A 22,051-nucleotide genomic window follows, 5' to 3' on the forward strand; every position below is an offset into this window, starting at 1 on the left:
AAGGAAATATGTGGGAATACCGCCGTTTCCGCTAGGCATTCAATCATCATTTTTGAAACCCTTTTTAAAAGAGAGTATGATAAAAAAGGGTTTTTTTTATTTCATAGAGAAATAAAATGAGACATCATAACTTAGCGAAATGAAGATTGTGAGGGGAAGACATGAAGTTTTTTACAGGTGAGATACATAGCAGCATGTTTATTGGGGTAGTCATTGATGATGAATGGGTGATGGACGTCAAAAAGGCAGAAGCCAAATTATTTGAGCTTGAGACACTGCCAAACTCTTTATCTGAGTGCATCAAAATGGGGGACAAGTTTGTAGAACATGTGGGGCAGCTTCTTGATTGGGCTGAGAAAAAAGAAGAAGACCGCGGCTCTTATGTATATCCGCTTTCGGACGTGAAACTCCATGCCCCGATTCCAAAGCCGTCTAAAAACATCATGTGTGTCGGAAAGAATTATCAAGATCATGTTATGGAAATGGGAAGTGCGGCGGATATTCCTAAAGACGTGATGATTTTTACAAAGGCACCTACTTCTGTCATTGGACACGAAGATGAGATTCGTCTTCATGAAGATGTGACAAGTGAATTGGATTATGAAGGAGAGCTTGCTATCGTGATGGGCAAATCAGGGAAAAACATTGCTCCTGAAGAGGTACAAGATTATATATTCGGTTACACCATTTTAAATGATGTGACGGCAAGAGATTTGCAGAAAAAACACAAACAATTTTTCATTGGCAAAAGCTTAGATACAACCTGCCCGATAGGACCTTATATCGTTCATAAATCAATGATCGAGGATCATGGTGCGCTCCATGTGGAAACAAAGGTAAACGGAGAGGTTCGTCAGTCTGCCAGTACGGAATTAATGATCTTCACAATTGAGAACATCGTCTCCACTCTTTCAAAAGGGATGACGCTAGAAGCTGGTGACATCATTGCAACAGGTACACCTTCTGGGGTAGGGAAGGGCTTTGAACCGCCTAAGTTTTTAGCTTCTGGAGATCGAATTGACATCACGATTGAACCGATTGGGACGCTGACAAATCACGTCAAATAAAGCACATGATGACACAGGATTGTCGCTTTGTGTTCGACTTATTTCGTGGTACGATGAGAAGGTACTTGTTCTGATAAAGGGGGAAATCACAAATGGGAACACATTTACATATCACAGCATGGGTGCTGGGGATTATTTTATTCTTCGTAGCCTTTGCTCTAGCAGGTAAAAACGACAAAGGCGCTAAAATTGTGCACATGATCGTTCGCTTATTCTACTTGATCATTATCGCAACAGGCGTAGAGCTGTATGTTCGCACAGGAATGAAAATTCCAGGTTTCGGGGGCGAGTATATCGGAAAAATGATTCTCGGTATCCTAGTGATCGGTTTCATGGAAATGGTCCTAGTGCGCAAGAAAAAAGGAAAATCGGTGACTGGTGTGTTGATTGGTTTTATCGTATTTGCGATTGTGACCATTCTTCTCGGTTTACGTCTGCCGATCGGTTTCCATATCTTTTAATATAAAAAGGACATTGCTTATACGAAGCAGTGTCCTTTTTATGTGGCATCAAATTGTGAAACGATCCGTTGTCCATCTGAAGTGGTCCATTCAAAACGAATGTGACTGGAGGCAGGGTCATGGTGACATTGAAGTGCAAGTGATTGCGTATCTGCCGAAAACTGAAAGAAAGAGACGCGCTGCAATGAATGAAAGGAAGAGAAGACACAATCATAGACGGAAAAACCAAGCTGCTCTACCTGCTCAAGGATGTGATCAAAGACGTTCTCCGGTACGAACATGAGAAGATCGAGCCAGCCTTTGGCAAGGGACGCCGTATATTGAATTTTTTCTCCTCCTTGTACTTCTATTAGCTGCCCGTTTTCATGAAGAACCATGGAACCAAGCAATTCTCCTTTTGTCCATCGGTCATTTTCCTTCAAACAGATCATTGTGCTTTGAAGACTTTCTGGCAGCATGATCTCTCCTTCTTCATCTTCAATCAGACAATGTCCGTTTTCAATGAGCAAATACCCGTTACACCATCTTCTGCTGCAGCGTTCAAGCTGCTTCATTCGATTCTCCATTTGCAAAAGCTCCTTTCCTCTTTCTTTTCTTACCAAATCAAGCCTGTCCTATACGCCGGGAAAAAAGGACAAATCAACTATCAAGGAGACGATGCATAAACTAAGAAAGGCTGAATGAGAACACTTGAGGAAAAACGGATGGGAGCTGATGATGATGTGTGGAATTACAGGCTGGGCAGACTTTAAAAAGCAGCTCATCCAACAGGATCATGTAATCAATCAAATGACAGATACATTATCTAAAAGAGGGCCAGATGATACAAATACGTGGAAAAGTGAGCATGTTCTTTTCGGGCATAAAAGGTTAGCGGTGGTAGATGTAGAAGGCGGAAAGCAGCCGATGACATATACACATCAAAACCATGCTTATACGATTGTATACAATGGAGAGCTCTATAACACGGAGGATATAAGAAAAGAATTGTTAAAAAGGGGGCACCGCTTTCTTGGGCATTCTGATACAGAAGTTCTTCTTCATGCCTATACAGAATGGAAGGAAGAGTGTGTCTCCCATTTTAATGGCATTTTTGCATTTGTGATCTGGGATAGTGAGCGTGAATTGTTATTTGCAGGGAGAGATCGGCTCGGTGTCAAGCCATTTTTCTATACAGAACGTCATCATTCCTTCTTATTTGGTTCAGAGATTAAAGCACTTCTTGCTCACCCTGATATCAAAGCAAAAGTCGATCATGAAGGGCTGTCGGAGATCTTTGGCTTAGGGCCGTCAAGAACACCAGGCCAAGGAGTGTTTAAAGGGGTAAAAGAGCTGAGACCTGCACATGCCTTGACCTTTTCAAAAGACGGCCTGCGCGTGTGGAGATACTGGAATGTCAAAAGCAAGGAGCATACTGACTCACTTGATGACACCGCACAGCACATTAAGCATCTCTTTACAGATGCCGTTACGAGACAGCTTGTCTCTGATGTGCCTGTATGTACATTTTTATCTGGCGGTGTCGATTCTAGTGCCATTACTGCCATTGCCGCTAAGCACTTTGAGAAAATAGGGAAAGCACCGCTTCATACGTATTCCATTGACTACGAAGAAAATGATCAATTCTTTGAAGCAAGTCAATTCCAGCCGAATGCTGACGGCCCATGGATTGATCAAATGACCAAAGCGTTTCAAACGAATCATCACAACTGTATCATCGGTCAAAAAGAGCTGGCTGCGTATTTGAAGGAAGCGGTTGAGGTTCGAGATTTACCAGGGATGGCAGATATCGATTCTTCTTTACTTATATTCTGCCGAGAAATTAAAAAGGATTTCGTTGTTGGTTTATCAGGTGAGTGTGCTGATGAGATTTTTGGCGGCTATCCTTGGTTTCACATGGCAAATGAAACAAATAGTTTCCCTTGGATGAGATCGACAGAAGCAAGAACGCAGCTCCTGCAAGACTCGTGGCAAAAAAAGCTGTCACTTAAGGAATACGCACAAAGCAAATATGAAGAAACGGTGGCAGAAACGCCTCTTTTAGATGGAGAAACGGGAGTCGATAAAGCCCGGAGAGAACTTTTTTACTTAAATATGATCTGGTTTATGACAACACTGCTTGATCGAAAAGATCGAATGAGTATGGGTGCTAGTCTTGAGGTACGTGTGCCATTTGCAGATCATCGCCTTGTCGAATATGTGTGGAATATTCCTTGGGAAATGAAAATGCATGGAAATCGTGAAAAAGGGGTTTTACGAAAAGCATTAGAGGGAATTTTACCGAATGAAGTGCTTTATCGAAAGAAGAGTCCTTACCCGAAAACACATCATCCAGCCTATACTCAGGCTGTGAAAGAGATGCTAACAAATTGTCTCGCGCAAAAAGATTCTGTACTTCACGAATTTTTAGATCCACATCAATTAAAGCAGCTGATTGAAACGGAAGGAGCTTCCTTTCATGTGCCTTGGTATGGCCAGCTCATGAAGGGCCCACAGTTGATTGCCCATCTAGCACAGATTCATCATTGGTTTGAAACGTATCGAATTGATATAGAAGCGTAATAAAGGGTCGGCTTTCTTGTACTTGTTGAAAGGAAGCCGGCTTTTTTGATACATAACAAGAGACTTTTTGAGCACATCAAAAGTTGATCTAGTCTTTCTAATTTGTATAATTAACTTAAAGTGAATTAATTTGGAGGAAAAAGGATAATGAAAATCATTGTGATCGGAGCGGGACCAGGGGGACTTGCGGCAGCTATGATGCTTCAAAGCAAAGGACATGAAGTTCATGTATACGAAAAACAGTCCTTTGTCGGCGGACGTAATGCTAAGTTTCAGCTTGGTGATTTCACGTTTGATACAGGTCCTACCTTTCTCAGCATGATTCATATTGCAGAGGAGCTGTTCACCTTTGCTGGTAAAAATCTTTATGACTATATCGATGTGATTGAATTAAAAGAGATGTATAGATTAATTTTTCAAGACAATCAGCTGGATATGATTCGAGATCGCGATGAAATGTACAAACGATTAGAAGCCTTTGCGCCGGGTGAGGGCGAAGGATATCTAAGGTTTATGAAGGATACAAAGCGCAAAATGGATCGGCTCACACCAATTTTACAAAGTAAAATGGACCGCTTTCATCATTACCTTCGCCCGAAGGTGATCAAAGCACTTCCACAGCTTTCGCTAAATAAAAGTTTGTATGATGTACTGTCAGACTATTTCTCGAATGAATCAGTGAAATATGCCTTTACATTTCAATCAAAGTACTTAGGAATGTCGCCGTGGGAATGCCCTGGTGCGTTCTCAATCCTTTCGTTTATGGAGCATGATACAGGTGTATTCCATCCGAAGGGCGGTGTCAATCAGCTGTCAGAAGCGATGGCAAAGGCGGCGGTTGAAGCTGGAGCAGAGATTCATCTGTCAGCTGGCGTCGAAAAGCTGCTCACGGAGGGAAGGAAAGTAAAAGGCATTCGTTTAGAATCTGGGGAAGAAATACAAGCAGATGAGGTTGTCGTCAATGGAGACTTTGCACATGTGATGACAAGGCTTGTCGAGCCAGGTCTTTTAAAGAAATACAGTGAGAAAAAACTAAAAAAGAAAAAATTCTCATGCTCTACCTTTATGCTCTATTTAGGATTGGATACCATGTATGATGAGCCGCATCATACCATTGTTTTTTCCGATGATTATGCTAGATTCGTCAAAGGCATTACGAAAACATATGAGCTGCCAGATGATCCGTCTATTTATATACAAAATGCAAGCGTAACTGATGACTCACTTGCTCCAAAAGGAAAATCAGCTCTTTATGTGCTGGCTCCAGTTGCCAATAACCAAAGCGGTATTGACTGGGAAGCGCATCAAGATGAATTTAGAGAGCTAGTGCTGAATACATTGGAGCGGAAAACCGGCTTTCAGAATGTCAGGCAGCATATAGAAGTTGAGCGGATGATCACACCGAAGCAATGGGAGGAAGACCTTTACGTATATGAAGGAGCTACTTTTAACCTTGGCCACCAGCTCACGCAGATGATGGTCCTAAGGCCGCACAATGAATTTGATGAATTAAAGCACTGCTGGCTCGTTGGAGGAGGAACACATCCAGGAAGCGGACTGCCAACCATTTTAGAATCAGCGCGTATCACGACAAATGCCATTCTTTCAAAAGAGAAACATTCACACAAAACAATGCGGCATCAAGAAAAGGGGAGCACCTCATGAAACAACATATATTGATTGCAGGTGGCGGAATTGGCGGAATGATCTCAGCGCTTTATTTGAAAAAAGCGGGACATGATGTCACCCTTGTCGAAAAAAATGAACGGCTTGGCGGGAGACTTGCTTTTGTACGTGAGAAAGGATATAAAGTAGATGAAGGTCCGACCATTGTCCTACTTCCTGACATGTTAAAAGGCATTTTACATGAGGTAGGAATTGACGAATCGTCTCTTGATCTGCTGCAGCTTGATCCGCTGTACACAATTCAATATCAAGATGGAACCTCCTATACGAAATACTCTGATGCACGGCGTCAGCTAGATGAAATCAGACGTGTATTTCCAAAAGAAGATCAAGGGTTCCAGAGGTTTATGGAAGAAATGACGGACCGGTTTCAAGAAGGGCAGAAAGCTTTTCTAGAAAAATCATTTCACGAAAAACGTACATTTTTTACAAAAGCCAATATGAAGATTTTAATGAAATTAAAGGCATATCGAACTGTACAAAGCGCTCTGAAAAAATATTTCTCAGACGAACGCCTGCGAGATGCATACGCACTTCAAACCCTCTATGTTGGGGGAAACCCGTATGAAGCATCGGCCATTTATTCGCTTGTTTCATATAGTGAGCACGCACATGGTATTTACTATTTAAAAGGCGGTTATGCAAGTTTAGTAGATATATTGGAAGGGCAGCTCATCAAAATGGGTGTGCATGTAAGAAAAAATGAAGAAGTCACGCAATTGATGTTTGAGGGAAAACGGGCAGTCAAAGCAAAAGTGAATGATGAACATGTAGCCGCTGATGCATTTGTGATCAATGGAGATTATCCAGCTGCGTTAAAACAGTTTGGTTTAGACGAACAAGATCGCCGGAAATACGTGCCGTCCTCTGGCTGTGTGATGGTGTATCTTGGGTTAAACAAGATGTATCAGGAAGCACCTGTTCATCAATTTTTTATGGGAGAACACTTTGATCAGCATATGAAAGAGGTTTTTCAAACGAAAACGATTCCTCAAGACCCGTCATTTTATACATTTAATCCATCGATCATTGATCCATCTCTTGCCCCAGATGGCTGCAGTGTTCTATACATGCTCGTTCCCGTTCCTTCAGGAGATCATATCAACTGGGAAGAGGAGACAGATTTTGTCGAGAACATGGTGGGTGTCCTTGAAAAAAGAGGTTTTCCGGGATTACGAGAGTCGATTGTCTGGCAAAAGGTCAGGACACCAAATGAGTCCTTGCGAGAAGGATTGTTTGAAGGCGGCAGCTTTGGACTTGCGCCTAATTTGTTCCAATCAGGTGTCTTCCGCCCGCAAGTGAAGGTCAGTGAGACAGACAATCTTTATGCGGCAGGTGCTTCCATCCATCCGGGCGGCGGGGTGCCGATCGTGATGCAAAGTGCGAAGCTCATGGCTTCTGTACTACTAAAAGATTTGAACGATAGAAAGGAAGTGAAGCTAAGTGGTTGATGTACAAACAGCATTAAAAGCGTGTGAGGAAACCATTCAAACCCATTCAAAAACGTTTTACCGGGCCTTTTCCATGCTGCCTAAAAAGAAAAGACAGGCCGTCTGGGCCGTGTATTCCTTTTGCCGGAGAGCAGATGACATTGTAGATGAGTCGCCTTCGCCACAAGAGGACCTTGCATCCTTTCGGAAGACGTTTGATCAATTTTTACAAGGTGAGGTAGACCGGAATGATCCGATATGGGTGGCGCTAGAGCATACATTTCAAGAGTTTCGGATGGATGAAGCCCCGTTTCGTGACCTGCTCCAAGGACAGGAGATGGATTTAGAGCAGCAGCGATACGAAACGTTAGATGAACTGCTCATCTATTCCTATCATGTTGCTAGTACCGTTGGACTCATGCTCCTTCCCATTATTGCACCGCGTAAAAAAGAGCAGCTAAAAGAAGCAGCCATTTCGTTAGGGATCGCTATGCAGCTAACCAACATTCTTCGAGATATCGGCGAAGATCAGGCTGAAAGAGACCGTATTTATTTGCCAAAGCAAGTGATGGATCAATTCGGGTACACAGAGCAAGAATTGAAGGAAGGGATTGTCAATCAAGCTTTTCAGCACGTCTGGGAGTACATTGCTTTTGAGGCAGAGGCATACTATGAGGAGTTTTTTGACCATCTTCATGAATTCCCGTTATATTCACGTATACCGGTGAAAGCAGCAGCCCACTTTTATAAAGCCATCTTAGATAAAACAAGAGAAAACGAATACCGCGTCTTTACAGAGCGAGCATTTATTTCAAAACAGGAAAAAGCACTTATTTTAGAAGATATTAAGTAAAAAAGGACTGCACCCCGCAGTCCTTTTTATGTGGAAGAAAAACGATATGCCGTCCATACTCTGGAACGCCAGCGCCTATACATAAAGATGCCTCTGACCCATTCATCCACGATAAAAGAAATCCAAACCCCGATGAGCCCCATTTCAAGCTGAATGCCTAACAAGTAAGCGATCGGAAGCCCAATTCCCCACATTGAAATCATCGCCATATACACTGGAAACTTCGCGTCACCAGCAGCCCGCAATGAATTAATAATGACCATATTAAAAGAGCGTCCCGGCTCTAAAATGATCGTCAATAGGAGAAGTGTGGCGGCGATTTGAATGATTTCATGATTGCTAGTGAAAAACGTAAGCAAATGCGTCGATGATAAAGATAAAGCAGTGGAAGAAAGAAGAGAGATCGCAATGGCCCAGTATAAGCTTTTCATACATCTGCGGTAGGCCGCATCGAATTCTTTCGCTCCAATATGGCGCCCAATTAAAATCTGTGTGCCTTGGCTAATCGCTGCACCAAATAACATAATGAACATCATCAAATTTTGAGTGTAGACCTTTGCTGCTAAAGCCTGCGTCCCCATAAATGTAATAAACAATGTAATGATCATTTGAGAGCCGTTATAAGAAAGCTGCTCTCCAGCAGAAGGAATGCCAATTTTCAGCAGCTTTTTTAAATGCGTCCGCTGGATGTGAAACATGCTCTTCAGCGAAAAGCGCAATCCAATTCGGCGGCGGACAATGAGAATCATCGCCATCAATCCGATCAATCGAGCAAGCGAGGTTGAAAAGGCAACACCCATGACACCTAATACCGGAAAACCAAACGGACCAAAAATGACCAAATAATTGCCGGCAACGTTTAGCAAATTCATTCCGATGGTGACATACATCGTGTCTCTTGTATATCCGTAGCTTTTTAAAATAGCACTATACGTCATAATAAGTGCTTGAATAAAAGAAAGCAGCCCGACAATTTGTAAAAAGACCGCCGCATCCGGCATGAGTTCACTTGATAAGCCCATCATGTGCAGAATGGGAACAGCTAACATAAACATGAGGAGACTAATGACAAAGCTGATCAAGAAGTTGGTCCCTAGTGAGACATAGGCGACTTGAGTCGCTTCCTGCTTGCGGTCAGCTCCTAGAAGCTGCGCAATCACAATGGTCGTTCCTGTTGTAATGAAGCTGAACATGACAATTAATAAATTCAGGAGCTGGTTGCTTACACCTACTGCGGCCACACTGTTATCAGAGTATTGGCTGAGCATAAGTGTATCAGCGCTCCCCATGAGCATATATAAAGAGATTTCGATAAAAATAGGCCAAGTTAATGCAAATAATGAAGGGTGCGTTTTCTCATCTTTGGCTTGAACCTTTTCATATGACAGGGTTTGAGATTTCATCACAAAGCCCCCTTTCGTATAAATCCGATTTATAGTGTACCTTGCATCGACTATAATAAGAAGAGATGAAACCGAAACTTATTGGAGAAATACGACTTCATAAGGGGATGAATATGAATCGATTTATTACATTTACTGTACCGCCGTTTCCTATTTATATAGCTTCAGGTAAAGGGATATTTCATCAAGGAGAAAGACATATCTCAAGAACCTTCACTGTATTTGATCTTCTCTATGTCACAAAAGGTGAACTATGGATGACAGAGGACGAGGAGGCTTTTCACGTAAAAGAAGGTGAATATATGATTCTCTCACCGGGCCTGTCTCATGGCGGACATCTGCCATGTGAAGAGGATACCTACTATGAGTGGCTGCATTTCTCAATTGATCGATTTGAGCTGACGAACCGGCCGAGAGAACACTGGATTGATATGAAACAAAACCAAGCCACCTTCGAAAAGCCGGCAACATATGAATTTAGCCTGCCTCGTTTAGGAAAAGTGAAGGGACGAAGTGTGTTAGAAAAACACCTTTCAGCGATGAGCGCACTAAATCATGATGCATCTGAACTTCCGCTGAAAAAACAGCTTCTATTTGAGGAACTGCTCATTCACCTGCAAAAGGAAGCATTTCATATTCCAAGTGCAAAGGAGACTGTCGCATCAGAAGTGGTTCACTATCTTGAGCATCACTTTATGGAGAAATTGCATATGGAGCAGCTTGCAGAGAAACTGCACTATCATCCTGACTACATGACAAGGTGTATGCAGACGGTGTATGGATTGACGCCAAACCAGTACAGCCATCGTCTCAAGATCGAAAAAGCTAAAAGCATGCTCGCCTCAACGAATGAAAAAATCGCAGCCATTGCAGAGCATGTAGGCATTGACGACCCTACTTATTTTTCTAAGCTATTTCGGCAAAATGAAGGCATGACGCCGATTGAGTACCGTCATCTAGCAAAAAGAACGACAAAGTAAAGGAACGTGAACAGATGAAAAGAGAAAAGGAAGAGCTTGTGAACATACGTCCATTAACCGAAACGGATTTAGAGGCGGTGTGGCATTTAAAATTTAAAGCACCAGACCAGTCCTATCGAAAATGGAATGCCCCTTATTTTTATGAACACGAAATCCCGCTTTCTGCATTTAAGAAACGTTACTTACAGGATGAATCCATTCCCCAAAAGCTATATGGCATTGAAATAGACGGTGATATTAAAGGTACCGTATCATATTATTGGGAGAATGAACGTACACGGTGGCTTGAATGCGGCATTGTCATTTATGACTCACGCTTTTGGAGCGGGGGCATTGGGACAAAAGCATTAAATCTATGGATTGATGTATTATTTACGCATATTGATATCCCTCGAATTGGTCTAACCACTTGGTCAGGGAATGAACGGATGATGCGGTGCGCAGAGAAATGCGGATTTGTCCTTGAGGGGAGACTGAGAAAGGTCCGTTATTATCAAGGAGAGTATTATGATTCGATGCGCTACGGAATGCTGAGAGAAGAATGGCGAAGCCTCCCGCGCAATATCCTCTGAATCATTATTTTTTAGGAAAAAAGCATCGTATAATGGAATGAACTGAAGAAGAAGGGTGGCAGATGAATGTGGGCTGGATCACTGGATGGTTTGTTTCTATTTTAGTCGCAATCTATCTATTGATAGATGCACCAAAACATGGGAAAAATAAATGGTTATGGTTTATTTTAGGTCTTTTATTCGGGCTCTTTGCATTTGGGATATACCTCATCAAAACAGGAAGAAAAGGATTGGGCTGGACAGTTCTGATCGTGTCCATCATCATCTATTCTATTGCTATACTAGCCTATGTCTTTTACTTCCTGTTGCTGATCATCGGATACTCAAACGCATCATAGAGAGCGCGTATACATAATAAGGGGGAGTTTAATCTTGAGAATAACGGGTCTATTCGTTTCACTTGCTGTTGCTATCTATTTATGGTTTGATGCGCCAAAGCATCACAAAGACAAATGGCTGTGGGCCATTTTAGGCGTGCTTTTTAGTACCATCGTACTCGGCATTTATTTGATCAAGACAGAGAGGAAGGGGCTGGGCTGGACGATCTTGATTTTAACCATCTTGTTTTATCTCATGCTGCTCATCTCTGTTTTAATCGGTGTAATTCTTTTTTATCAGGCGCCTTCATGAAGAAGGGCCTTTTTCTTTTACCTTTTGAGCCGGCACACCAGCAATGACGATCTGCTCTTCATGAAAGGAATGATTCACCACGGCATTTGCTCCAATTGAGATATGATTTGCAATATAAATGTCTCCAAACAGCTTAGCACCGGGCCCAATCCATACGTGATCTCCAATGGTTGGTACATCCTTTTCGGAATGGTTTTGACCAATATTCACCCCTTGATGAATATCACAAAATGCCCCAATTTTTGCGTGCTTATTTACAATTAAGAGGCCAGTATGATTGATTCTAAGGCCGGGGCCAAAGACGCCAATTGGGATATCAAAGCCAAGCTGCATCCCTTTCTTTTTATGTAAATAGCGGTAAAACCATTTGCGCAATGTAGCGCCGCTATTAGAATAGTATTCATATTTTCGTAAATACCTTTGATATTTCCATATATCGTCCCCAAACCATTTTGGCCTTCTGCGCGTGATAGCTAATGCTTTCTTATCCTGCGTTAAGTAATGGTGAAGATCGTGCTTTGTTAAAATCATCAAAATTCCCCTCTCCATCCCTTATGTTTCAGAGAAATTATACCACCCAAACCATTTATATCAAGAAAAAACAGTGTGATTTCTTCAATTTTCTACCTTCATTTCATCCAAATTTCTGCATAAAATGAGCGCTTTGAATTGAATAGAACAAATGAACCAGGAAAAATGATTTGTAATTTTTTTCAATGTCAATCCGTCTCATGCGTTCCATCTCCTTATGGCAGTAAGGTTTGTAAAAATTACTCGAAAATACTCATTAAAAAGAGAATATTGTATTAATATGCTTTTCGAATCATCTTTTTGAATACAATTGACTTTCCTATCTCACATCCTCTAGGCTAGTAAATGAAAATGATAATGATAATCTTTATCAATTGGAGGAGTGTTTTATTATGTCCATCAAAACCGTTTCTAAAAATCAGCAATTTTTAGAGCAGCAAAGTCAAAGAGAATCTAATGCAAGGTCTTACCCGAGACGGTTCCCATTAGCCATGCAAAAAGCCGAGGGCATGATCGTGACAGATGCGGATGGCAGAGAGTTTTATGACTGTCTAGCAGGCGCAGGAACACTTGCACTTGGCCACAATCATCCGGTTGTGATAGAAGCGATTGAACGTATGCTTCATGAAAAAAGGCCATTGCATACGTTGGACATAACCTCAGAAATTAAAGAAGAGTTTGTGAATGAAATTTTTTCTCACCTGCCAGAAGAGTTTGCAAAGAGAGCAAAAATTCAATTTTGTGGACCAACTGGCGGTGATGCCATAGAAGCTGCGATTAAATTAGTCAAGACAGCGACAGGAAATCGTTCCATTCTTTCTTTCCACGGTGCTTATCACGGTGCGACACATGGCACGATGTCATTAAGCGGGAATTTGTCTCCAAAGGAAAGAGTGCAAGGGTTAATCCCAGATGTGCATTTCATGCCTTATCCATATGAATATCGCTGCCCATTCGGAATTGGCGGGAAAGATTCACACCGCATTTCCAGCTCTTATATTGAGCGTGTATTAAATGATCCTGAAAGTGGTATTCTTCCGCCAGCAGGTATGATCTTTGAAGCAGTACAAGGTGAGGGAGGCTCAATTCCAGCATCTATTGAATGGATGCAAGAAATGAGAAGAATCACAAATGAAAAAGGTATTCCGCTCATCATCGATGAGGTTCAATCAGGCATTGGCCGAACAGGTAAGATGTTTGCTTTTGAACATGCAGGAATTGTGCCGGACGTCATTGTATTATCTAAAGCCATTGGTGGCAGCCTGCCGCTTTCAGTTGTGATTTATGATAAAGATTTGGATCAATGGAATCCAGGTGCACACATTGGCACATTTAGAGGAAATCAAATGGCAATGGCTGCAGGAACCGCTACGCTTAAATTTATAAAAGAAACGAATCTGCTTGATCATGTTGACCAGTTAGGGAATCGCATGCAGGCTCATCTAAAAGACATTCAAAAAAATGTACCTGCTATCGGTGATGTTCGAGGAAGAGGCTTAATGATTGGTGCTGAAATAGTTAATCCAGATGAAAAGCAGGATGTGGATGGAAGTTATCCAGCAAATCCTGAGCTAGCCAGTCTCATTCAAAAGAATTGCTTCGATAAAGGCTTAATTGTAGAGACAGGAGGCCGTTTCGGCAGCGTCATTCGATTCTTACCGCCATTGATCATGACAGAAGAACAGCTTGAACAAGTTATCGCTATTTTCAAAGAGGCCGTATACGATGCAATCAACTAAAGCTTCTGTGGATTCATTATTTATCAATCAAAGCCAGCTTGGAAGAGAGTCCTTCCAAGCGGCTCTTCATACATCTATCGACAGCTTACTGGACCAGTGGCAAAAAGGCCAAGGCCCATACAGTGGAATATTGCCTGGGAAATTAGAGGCTAGTGTCGAATCATTATTTCAGTTTCAACCGTCTGGCGAATCAATTGAATCTGTCTTTCAAGATATAAAGCAGCACCTTTTGCCACATCTGGTTGATGTATCGCATCCAAAATGCTTGGCACATTTGCATTGCCCGCCGCTTATACCTGCGCTTGCCGCAGAGGTGATAGTAAGTTCTTTTAACCAATCAATGGATTCCTTCGATCAAAGCGGTATTGCATCTTTGGTTGAGGAGGAAATTCTAAAGTGGCTATGTGCGAAGTTTTCTTATGGAAATTTAGCAGATGGGACATTTACGAGCGGTGGAACCCAATCTAACTACATGGGGCTGCTTCTTGCAAGAGATGCTTTTTGTGAGAACACATGGCAATGGAATGTTCAGCAGAAAGGCTTGCCGAGTGAGGCTCACCGTATGAGAATTCTTTGCTCTAAGAATGCTCACTTCACTGTGAAAAAATCTGCATCCCAGCTAGGCTTAGGGGAGCAGGCGGTTGTTCTGATAGAGACAGATGAGCATCACCGCATGGACCTCAACGATTTGAAGAAGAAACTAGTTGAGTTAAAGGAACAGGATCTCCTGCCTTTTGCGCTAGTGGCGACTTGCGGGACAACTGATTTTGGCAGTATTGACCCGGTTCGAGATGTGTATGACATCGTCAAACCATGCGGTCTGTGGATACACGCAGATGCTGCCTATGGTGGAGCGCTTGTATTAAGTGAAAACTACCGAGATAAATTAGATGGTGTTGAGCTGGCTGATTCCATCACAATCGACTTTCATAAACAATTTTATCAGCCGATCTCCTGCGGGGCCTTTTTGCTGAAGGATAAAAGGCATTTCGGCTTGATCAATTATCATGCAGATTATCTTAATCCAAAAGAAGATGAACTGGATGGAATACTACATCTCGTCAATAAATCTGTCCAAACGACGCGCCGTTTTGATGCACTGAAATTGCTTCTTTCTCTTCGTCTGATTGGGGAGGAAGGGTTTGGTGACATGATTGACCATACCATTGATTTTGCGAAGGATGTGGCTGCGCTTATCGAGAGCAATGATCACCTTGAAGTGATCAATCCTGAGCCAGAAATCAATGCAGTAGTGTTTCGATTTAAGGGTGCGGATGACATCAATAAAATCATCCATCGAACGCTATTCACATCAGGAACTGCTGTCATTGCAAAAACAGTGGTGGATGGTCAAACATGCTTGAAATTCACTTTGTTAAATCCGAGAACGACAATTACACATATTGAGGAAATCCTTTCTGACATCGTTGATATCGGGATCGCTCATATTCAATCCGGGAGGGTACTACGTTGAGTCAATATAAACAAATGGCTGAAAATGCAACTATGCAAAGTTTTTTAAACTGTTTTTTACGTGAAACAGGAATCGATCGATCTGCAAAAAAAGAGACGAAAGCAGATGGTTCGCTTGTATTCGTGGCAAAACTAGCAAAGCAAGACCTTGAGCTTGTGATTCCGATCCGATACTTTTCATCTGTAGGCCGCCATCTCTTTGATTTTCCGATTCGCTTTCGTCCGAGTGGAAGCGAGCAAGAGGGGACGATCGTCGATTACACGACACTTGTTGCTTTATGTTCAAAGGAGCTTCTCATTGCATATGGCCGCACAGATGCAGAGGATGAATTCATGCTTCGCATCATTTTAAGCTGCAGAAATATTGAACGATTCTTAAGGGAGAGAGAAATTGATCGAGCTGCTTTATCTCAAGCTGATTTTGAGTACATCGAGGCTGAACAGTCACTTCTCCTTGGGCATTTAACACATCCAACACCAAAAAGCAGACAAGGGATGACAGAAGAGGAGGAAGCCGTCTATTCTCCTGAGCTGAAAGGGGCTTTCCAGCTTCATTACTTTAAAGCGCACCATTCGATTGTGCTTCAGGATTCATCTATTTCACAACCTGCGGCAAGTCTCATGTTAGAAGAGCTTTCGCGTCAAGTGCCAGAAGAAACAGAGAGACTGAATAGGTTAACAGAAAACGGAGAATATGTGTTCATTCCAATTCATCCGCTGCAAGTCAAAGTGGTCATGGAGAAGGCATTCGTGAAGCGTTATATAGAGGAGGGGAAACTGACTTATTTAGGACCGCTAGGGTCTGAATACACAGCGACCTCATCCTTTAGAACGGTCTATCAAAAGGATTCTGCTTACATGCTCAAATTCTCTGTTCCTGTGAAAATTACGAACTCGTTACGCATCAATAAACAAAAGGAACTGGATCGAGGAGTAGAGATGTCCCGCATCTTAAAAACAGAATTAGGCGTTTCTTTATATGAAAAATTCTCTGGATTCCGGGTCATTGAAGATCCTGCATATCTATCTATTCGAGGAGATGAAGCGGAATCTGGCTTTGAAGTGGTCATTCGTCAAAATCCATTCTTGCATCGTGAAAAAGGCGCAAGCTTAATTGCTGGGCTATGTCAGGATCATGCGTACGGAGGAAAATCAAGATTAGCAGGAATTATTCATAAACTTGCAGATGCAGAAGGCCGGTCAACAGAAGCGGTCAGCCAAGATTGGTTTAAACAATACTTAACCATTTCGTTAAAGCCGATGCTCTGGCTATTTGAAACGTATGGTCTTGCACTCGAGGCCCATCAGCAAAATGCTGTTGTGCAAATGAAGGATGGTTATCCAGACACCTTCTATTATCGTGACAATCAAGGCTACTATTATAGTGAATCAAAAAAAGATAAGCTCGCAAATCTAGTTCAAAACTTGAGCGTAAGAAGTGAAACCATTTGTGCGGATGATGTAGCCGTTGAGAGACTCCGTTATTATTTCTTCTTTAATCATTTATTTGGTCTCATTAATGGCTTTGGCACAGAAGGTCTAGCAAAGGAAGAAGACTTGCTGGCACTCGTGAGAGATACATTGCTTGCTCATGAGGAGATGTACGGAGCTTCTGATCTGACAAACAGCCTTCTCCGTTCAAAAGAACTTCCTTCAAAAGCGAATTTGCTGACACGATTTGAAGATATGGATGAGCTGACAGGGTCTCTGGAAACACAGTCTCGTTACACAGCTGTCTTGAATCCGCTCTTTTTACATAAGGAGGCGCTGATTGGATGAGGCATCGTATTAGGTTTATTCGTGCTGAATATGAAAGAGACGTCCAGCTTGTTCATAAGTGGATGCAAGAAGAGTATGTTCACCCATTTTGGCATTTGAATATTCCTTTTCCTGATTTTGAAAAGCATTTTTATCAGGCAATACATGATCCGCATCAAACCCTTTATTTAGGCACGATTGATGGGACGCCAATGAGTTATTTTGAGGCTTACAACGTGAAAGGGGATGTCATTGAATCCTACTATGAGCCTTCTCCGCATGATCAAGGCATTCACCTGTTAATAGGGGAGCCGGATTATGTGGGAAAAGGATTTGCTGCGCCGCTCCTTCAGGCAATGACAGCATTTCAATTTGAGCAGAACAAACGAACAGAAAAAATCGTCGCTGAGCCGGATATTCGCAATGAAAAAATGATTCATGTATTTGAAAAATGCGGCTTTGAACGTGTAAAACCAGTCACTTTACCGGATAAAACAGGTCTTTTGATGTTTTGTGATCGAGAACGATTCGAAAGGAAGTATAACCATGACGCGGTTCAACAAGCAAAATAATATAGTGGATGTAATTGGGATCGGCATTGGCCCGTTTAACCTTGGACTTGCCGCATTATCTGAAGAGGTAAATGAAATCGACGCTTTGTTTTTTGAAAGAAGTGAAGCCTTTCACTGGCACCCAGGGATGCTCATTGAAGGAACGACACTGCAAGTCCCATTTTTAGCGGACCTTGTCAGCATGGCAGATGTGAAAAGCAAATATAGCTTTCTCAACTATTTGCAGGAACAAAACCGTTTGTATTCATTTTACTTTCTAGAGGACTTCCATATCCCGCGCAAGGAATACAGTCATTATTGCCGCTGGGTCGCTGATCAGTTAGACTCTTGCCGATTTGGCATGAACGTCGAATCTGTCTCACTGGTTGAAAAGGCAGGGGAAAAGCGGTATGAAGTGCATGTCCGTCATGTGAAGGACCAAACTGTAGAGGTGTTTGAAAGCAAACATCTTGTCTTAGGAATTGGCACGCAGCCGGCGGTGCCAGCATCGCTCCAGCCAGCTTTAGGAGAGAAGGTTTTTCACTCAGCTGACTATTTAAAACGAAAGAAAGAAGGCTGTTTCAAAGGGAAATCTGTCACAGTTATCGGCTCTGGTCAAAGTGCAGCAGAAGTGTTTTATGACATTTTATCAGATGATGAAGCGAAGGATATTCACTGGTTCACACGGTCAAAAGGATTTTTCCCAATGGAATATTCAAACCTAGGGCTGGAGTATTTCTCCCCTGACTATATTGATTTCTTTTATGAGCTTCCGCAAACAAAAAAGGATGCGTTATTAAAACAGCAAGACTTGCTGTATAAAGGCATCAGTTCGGCGATGATTCGTGATATTTATCATTTGCTTTATGAACGTTCTGCCTGCGGAACGCAGCTGAACACAGTGCTTCAAGCCATGACGGAGGTCAACTTGATTGAGGAAACAGCGGGCGGATTATCACTTTCCTGCACGCAATGGGTCAAGGAAGAATCCTTTACGCATGAGACGGATATTGTTGTATTGGCGACTGGCTATCAATCCGTTCTGCCGCCATTTATCAACCCTATTTCTCACCACATTCAATGGGATGATCAAGGACGTTTCCAAGTGGAACGTGAATATCGTTTGAAAACAAATACGATGGGTGAAAATGATATTTTTGTACAAAATGCAGAGCTTCATACACATGGGGTCGGCGCTCCAGATTTGGGGCTGGGGGCTTATCGAAACAGTGTGATCATCAATGAACTTGCTCGTCAAACCGTGTATCCACTTTATCAAAAGCACGTCTTCCAGACATTTGGTACACACAAGAACGCACACACATTTGAAGAAATCAAAGGTTAAGGAGGATGAAGCGATGAGTGTACAAGACGAATTGAAAAAAGCGGTGAATCCTGCTGCTTGGAAAAAGGCAAACCAGAGAATGGTGGCAAAAATGCTGTCCGAATACATGTATGAGGACATGCTTCATCCTGTCGAGTTAGATCGTAAGGATGGCATTGCCCAGTATGAATTAATCATTCATGAACATAAGAAATATCGTTATCTGGCAAAACCTCGGTTGTTTGATAGTTTTGATACAATCGCTGAATCAATTGAGTACTGTCAGGATGGAAAGTGGTCAAAGGATGTCAGTGCCATTGTGTTTTTACTAGACATTCAGCCGATCATTCCAATGTCCTCTGACACAACAGGCCATCTTATCAAAGAGCTTCACCATACTTTGTTAGCCGATGTCCATTTGCTGTCGAAAAAAGCACTTCGTGCGGATGAGCTGACAGATACGGATTATGCATGGATTGAAGGAGAAATGACAGGCCATCCTTGGATTGTGTATAACAAAGGGCGTATAGGATTCAGCTACGATGATTACTTAGCCTATGCACCAGAACGTCAAGAATGTGTGCAGCTGTCTTGGATTGCTGTTCACAGGGAGCTTGCGACATTCCATGCAGTCGATCATGAAAACTATGAACAGGTAATCGCCAAAGAATTAGATGAAGTCACGATTCGTCAATTTCAACGTGTGTTAAAGGATGAAGGACTGAATGCAGCTGACTATTATATGATGCCTGTTCATCAGTGGCAATGGACGCATATGATTATTCAGCATTTTCCGGAAGATTTGGCCTTGCGCCGGATTGTGTATTTAGGAGAGGGGCTGGATCAATATATCCCGCAGCAGTCGATCAGAACCTTTACAAATATCTCAAATAAAGGCAAGCATCATATTAAACTGCCAATGAGTATTTTAAATACACTTGTGTACCGTGGACTCCCATCAGAACGTACGGTCATTGCCCCGCGCATTACAGCACATATTAAAGGGATTGCGGATCAAGACTCATTTTTATCTGATGTGTGCCGCGTCATTTTACCAGGTGAGAATGCAAGTATCAATGTCGATCATCCATACTACAGCAAACTGCCTGGTGCGCCGTATCAATATCTCGAGATGCTCGGTGTCATTTTTAGAGAAAGCATTTATACGTACTTAGAAGAAGGGGAAAGCCCTGTTACACTTGCGGCACTCACTTATGAGGATCATGAAGGTGAGCCGTATATCAAGCAGCTGATTGAAAAATCAGGTCTCTCCGCAAAAGAATGGATGGCGAAGTTTTTCCATGTCGTGATGCCGCCGCTTTTGCACTTTATGTATCAATACGGCACAGTCTTTTCACCGCATGGTCAAAATACGATTCTTGTGTTAAAAAATCATCAGCCGCATCGTTTAGCGATCAAAGATTTCGTTGATGATGTGAATATAAGTGACCAGCCGCTGCCTGAATTAGCTTCACTAGAAGAAGATTTAAAAGAAGTGCTGCGCAGTGAGCCGCCAGAAGGTCTAGTACAATTTATCTTTACAGGATTATTTATTTGCAATCTGCGCTATGTATCCAACGTATTAGACAATCACGATCTGTTAGATGAAACGACTCTTTGGCGTTTGCTTGCTGATGAAATTCAGCAGTATCAAAATCAATTCCCGCAGCTAAAAGACCGTTTTGAATTATTTGATCTATTCCAGCCGAAGCTGACAAAGCTTTGCTTAAATCGTAATCGAATGATTGATTATGGCTATGGAGATGGAGATGACCGCCCGCATGCATCAGAGCATGGGAAGGTCACAAATGCACTCGCTCATGTTCTTTCGTCAGTTGGAGAGAAGTAATAAAAAAGCTGTAGACATCAAGTGTCTACAGCTCAGCGTGTAGACAAACCCTCGCATTCGGTGTCAGGTCTGCGTGCCGGTGCTCACGAATGTCACATTCGCTCCGCGCCGGTACTCGCCCTTCCTAGACTGCAAAGGTTTTCTATCACGCTGAAAAGAAGACAAAGGGTTAAAATAAAGATCATTTTAGCCCTTTGTCAACAATCTGAAGCTGTAGACATCAAGTGTCTACAGCTTGTTTGTTTTTTAAGAAAATGCTTGAGAGGCAAGGAAATAGAATAGGGCGGGATCATTTAGTTTTTCTTTTCCGCGAATCATCATAAAATGGGCTACGTTTGTTTTCGTAAATCCTGCTTCAACAAGTGTTTCATGCAGGCGTTCAGCAGTTTCTTGCTGCATATCTAAACGAATTGCCCCTGAATAAGACGAGATGAGTGATTGGATGAGCGAGAGAGCGGTTTGTTCATCGTTTGCTGTAAGCGGTCCAATCATGAGATTAGCTGGGGTTTCGATGCCAAATGCAAAGCCAGTTGTTTCATGATGTTCATTCTGTGCGATCAGCCGGAACGATGCTCGTTCCATTCGCTTTCTTATAAAGCTAGATCGATTGGTGCCTGCACCTTTTTCGTCAAGTGCTTCAATAGACGGGAGGTCCGCTTCATCAGCAGGAGAAAGGTGAATCCCGCCTGACACACGAAAAGCTGATGGATTCGTGGTCTGTGCTTTGTATGTATGAATATAGCCGGCCGTTTGAAATCCGATTTTTTCATAAACGGGCTGTCCTTGTACAGTAGCGGTTAAAACGACAGGAACGCTTTGATTGCTCCGGCGAAGCAGGGTGTCAATCATTTTCCGTGCAAGGCCTAAGCCGCGATGCGTCTCAGATACAATCACAGCACCAATTGATGCTGCTTTATCATATTGGAAAAGTCCCGCACATGAGATGACTTTTCCATCTGTTGTTGAAAAACCAGTAAAATATCCGTTTGTTAAAAGAGATGTAAGCTCATCCGCATTGTAATCAGGCCAGTCGACCTCTTTTGACAATGCGATAAGATCGGGTATGTCATCGAGTGTTAAAGTTCGTTGTACAACGTTTTCCAATACACGCAACTCCTTCTTAGCTGATTTCATCTATATGTATCGTACCATAAGAAAGCATAAGAAAAAGGAAAAGGGAGA

The 22,051-nt window shown here is 42.4% G+C and carries 20 protein-coding genes; 16 read left to right on the top strand and 4 right to left on the bottom strand.

Annotation, left to right across the window (positions count from 1 at the left end; genetic code table 11):
- The first annotated feature begins 161 nt into the window (after positions 1-161).
- Both MHI46_RS05370 and MHI46_RS05375 read left to right on the top strand, forming a co-directional pair.
- Positions 162-1,067, top strand: coding sequence for a fumarylacetoacetate hydrolase family protein (locus MHI46_RS05370; RefSeq protein ID WP_342503151.1), 906 nt, complete (start codon positions 162-164; stop codon positions 1,065-1,067).
- A gap of 92 nt (positions 1,068-1,159) precedes the next feature.
- The gene (locus tag MHI46_RS05375) at positions 1,160-1,528 is read left to right on the top strand and encodes a YisL family protein (protein ID WP_034282135.1); all 369 of its coding nucleotides are present in this window, start codon (positions 1,160-1,162) and stop codon (positions 1,526-1,528) included.
- 38 nt (positions 1,529-1,566) lie between these two features.
- Here MHI46_RS05375 and MHI46_RS05380 read toward each other — a convergent pair whose 3' ends face one another.
- Complete coding sequence (locus tag MHI46_RS05380) at positions 1,567-2,094, bottom strand: DUF2777 family protein (protein ID WP_126682040.1); 528 nt, start codon at positions 2,092-2,094, stop codon at positions 1,567-1,569.
- A gap of 154 nt (positions 2,095-2,248) precedes the next feature.
- On the opposite strand from MHI46_RS05380, the gene asnB reads away from it, so the two are divergent.
- The 4 genes from asnB to MHI46_RS05400 all read left to right on the top strand — a co-directional run bounded on the left by asnB (position 2,249) and on the right by MHI46_RS05400 (position 8,059).
- Positions 2,249-4,090 carry an asparagine synthase (glutamine-hydrolyzing) gene (gene asnB / locus MHI46_RS05385; RefSeq protein ID WP_099663130.1) on the top strand — a complete coding sequence of 614 codons (1,842 nt, stop codon included), beginning with the start codon at positions 2,249-2,251 and terminating at the stop codon, positions 4,088-4,090.
- A 147-nt stretch (positions 4,091-4,237) separates the two neighbouring features.
- On the top strand, positions 4,238-5,755 hold the full coding sequence (crtI, locus tag MHI46_RS05390) for a phytoene desaturase family protein (RefSeq protein WP_342503152.1): 1,518 nt from the start codon (positions 4,238-4,240) through the stop codon (positions 5,753-5,755).
- Positions 5,752-7,227 (top strand): phytoene desaturase family protein, encoded by a 1,476-nt coding sequence (gene crtI, locus MHI46_RS05395; protein WP_342503153.1) that lies wholly within the window; start codon positions 5,752-5,754, stop codon positions 7,225-7,227. Before crtI (MHI46_RS05390) ends, crtI (MHI46_RS05395) begins: the two co-directional genes overlap by 4 nt.
- Positions 7,220-8,059, top strand: coding sequence for a phytoene/squalene synthase family protein (locus MHI46_RS05400; protein ID WP_342503154.1), 840 nt, complete (start codon positions 7,220-7,222; stop codon positions 8,057-8,059). The genes crtI (MHI46_RS05395) and MHI46_RS05400 overlap by 8 nt, the downstream gene beginning before the upstream one ends.
- 26 nt (positions 8,060-8,085) lie before the next feature.
- Here the strand turns inward: MHI46_RS05400 and MHI46_RS05405 are convergent, their stop codons facing one another.
- Positions 8,086-9,462, bottom strand: coding sequence for an MATE family efflux transporter (locus MHI46_RS05405; RefSeq protein WP_342503155.1), 1,377 nt, complete (start codon positions 9,460-9,462; stop codon positions 8,086-8,088).
- Positions 9,463-9,575: 113 nt separating this feature from the next.
- On the opposite strand from MHI46_RS05405, the gene MHI46_RS05410 reads away from it, so the two are divergent.
- The 4 genes from MHI46_RS05410 to MHI46_RS05425 all read left to right on the top strand — a co-directional run bounded on the left by MHI46_RS05410 (position 9,576) and on the right by MHI46_RS05425 (position 11,644).
- Positions 9,576-10,442 carry an AraC family transcriptional regulator gene (locus tag MHI46_RS05410; protein WP_330544915.1) on the top strand — a complete coding sequence of 289 codons (867 nt, stop codon included), beginning with the start codon at positions 9,576-9,578 and terminating at the stop codon, positions 10,440-10,442.
- Positions 10,443-10,456: 14 nt separating this feature from the next.
- A complete protein-coding gene (locus MHI46_RS05415; protein WP_058838824.1) occupies positions 10,457-11,014 on the top strand; it encodes a GNAT family protein in 558 nt (185 codons plus the stop codon).
- 62 nt (positions 11,015-11,076) lie between these two features.
- Entirely contained in the window at positions 11,077-11,352 is a 276-nt protein-coding gene (locus MHI46_RS05420; RefSeq protein WP_342503156.1) for a hypothetical protein, read from the top strand.
- 34 nt (positions 11,353-11,386) lie between these two features.
- Positions 11,387-11,644, top strand: a complete 258-nt coding sequence (locus MHI46_RS05425; protein ID WP_039177699.1) for a hypothetical protein — start codon at positions 11,387-11,389, stop codon at positions 11,642-11,644.
- Here MHI46_RS05425 and MHI46_RS05430 read toward each other — a convergent pair.
- Positions 11,639-12,175: a serine acetyltransferase gene (locus tag MHI46_RS05430; RefSeq protein ID WP_041089754.1), complete on the bottom strand. Its 537-nt coding sequence runs from the start codon at positions 12,173-12,175 to the stop codon at positions 11,639-11,641. The two genes, MHI46_RS05425 and MHI46_RS05430, sit on opposite strands and share 6 nt — an antisense overlap.
- 392 nt (positions 12,176-12,567) lie before the next feature.
- Between MHI46_RS05430 and MHI46_RS05435 the strand changes: the two genes are divergently transcribed.
- From MHI46_RS05435 to MHI46_RS05460, 6 genes are read left to right on the top strand one after another with little or no spacing between them, the layout of a single operon-like run.
- Positions 12,568-13,914, top strand: a complete 1,347-nt coding sequence (locus MHI46_RS05435) for an aspartate aminotransferase family protein (protein ID WP_058838826.1) — start codon at positions 12,568-12,570, stop codon at positions 13,912-13,914.
- Entirely contained in the window at positions 13,901-15,388 is a 1,488-nt protein-coding gene (locus MHI46_RS05440) for an aspartate aminotransferase family protein (RefSeq protein ID WP_342503157.1), read from the top strand. The genes MHI46_RS05435 and MHI46_RS05440 overlap by 14 nt, the downstream gene beginning before the upstream one ends.
- Positions 15,385-17,166 carry an IucA/IucC family protein gene (locus tag MHI46_RS05445; RefSeq protein WP_126682032.1) on the top strand — a complete coding sequence of 594 codons (1,782 nt, stop codon included), beginning with the start codon at positions 15,385-15,387 and terminating at the stop codon, positions 17,164-17,166. Before MHI46_RS05440 ends, MHI46_RS05445 begins: the two co-directional genes overlap by 4 nt.
- Positions 17,163-17,717: a GNAT family N-acetyltransferase gene (locus tag MHI46_RS05450; protein ID WP_039177712.1), complete on the top strand. Its 555-nt coding sequence runs from the start codon at positions 17,163-17,165 to the stop codon at positions 17,715-17,717. The genes MHI46_RS05445 and MHI46_RS05450 overlap by 4 nt, the downstream gene beginning before the upstream one ends.
- The gene (locus MHI46_RS05455; RefSeq protein ID WP_059374909.1) at positions 17,692-19,041 is read left to right on the top strand and encodes a lysine N(6)-hydroxylase/L-ornithine N(5)-oxygenase family protein; all 1,350 of its coding nucleotides are present in this window, start codon (positions 17,692-17,694) and stop codon (positions 19,039-19,041) included. The genes MHI46_RS05450 and MHI46_RS05455 overlap by 26 nt, the downstream gene beginning before the upstream one ends.
- Before the next feature lie 13 nt (positions 19,042-19,054).
- Positions 19,055-20,869 (top strand): IucA/IucC family siderophore biosynthesis protein, encoded by a 1,815-nt coding sequence (locus tag MHI46_RS05460; protein WP_144491068.1) that lies wholly within the window; start codon positions 19,055-19,057, stop codon positions 20,867-20,869.
- A 246-nt stretch (positions 20,870-21,115) separates the two neighbouring features.
- On the opposite strand, the gene MHI46_RS05465 is transcribed toward MHI46_RS05460, so the two are convergent.
- Positions 21,116-21,973 carry a GNAT family N-acetyltransferase gene (locus MHI46_RS05465; protein ID WP_342503158.1) on the bottom strand — a complete coding sequence of 286 codons (858 nt, stop codon included), beginning with the start codon at positions 21,971-21,973 and terminating at the stop codon, positions 21,116-21,118.
- Positions 21,974-22,051: the final 78 nt, after the last annotated feature.

This window comes from Bacillus sp. FSL K6-1000 (assembly GCF_038630785.1).
Taxonomy (GTDB): Bacteria; Bacillota; Bacilli; order Bacillales; family Bacillaceae; genus Bacillus; species Bacillus safensis.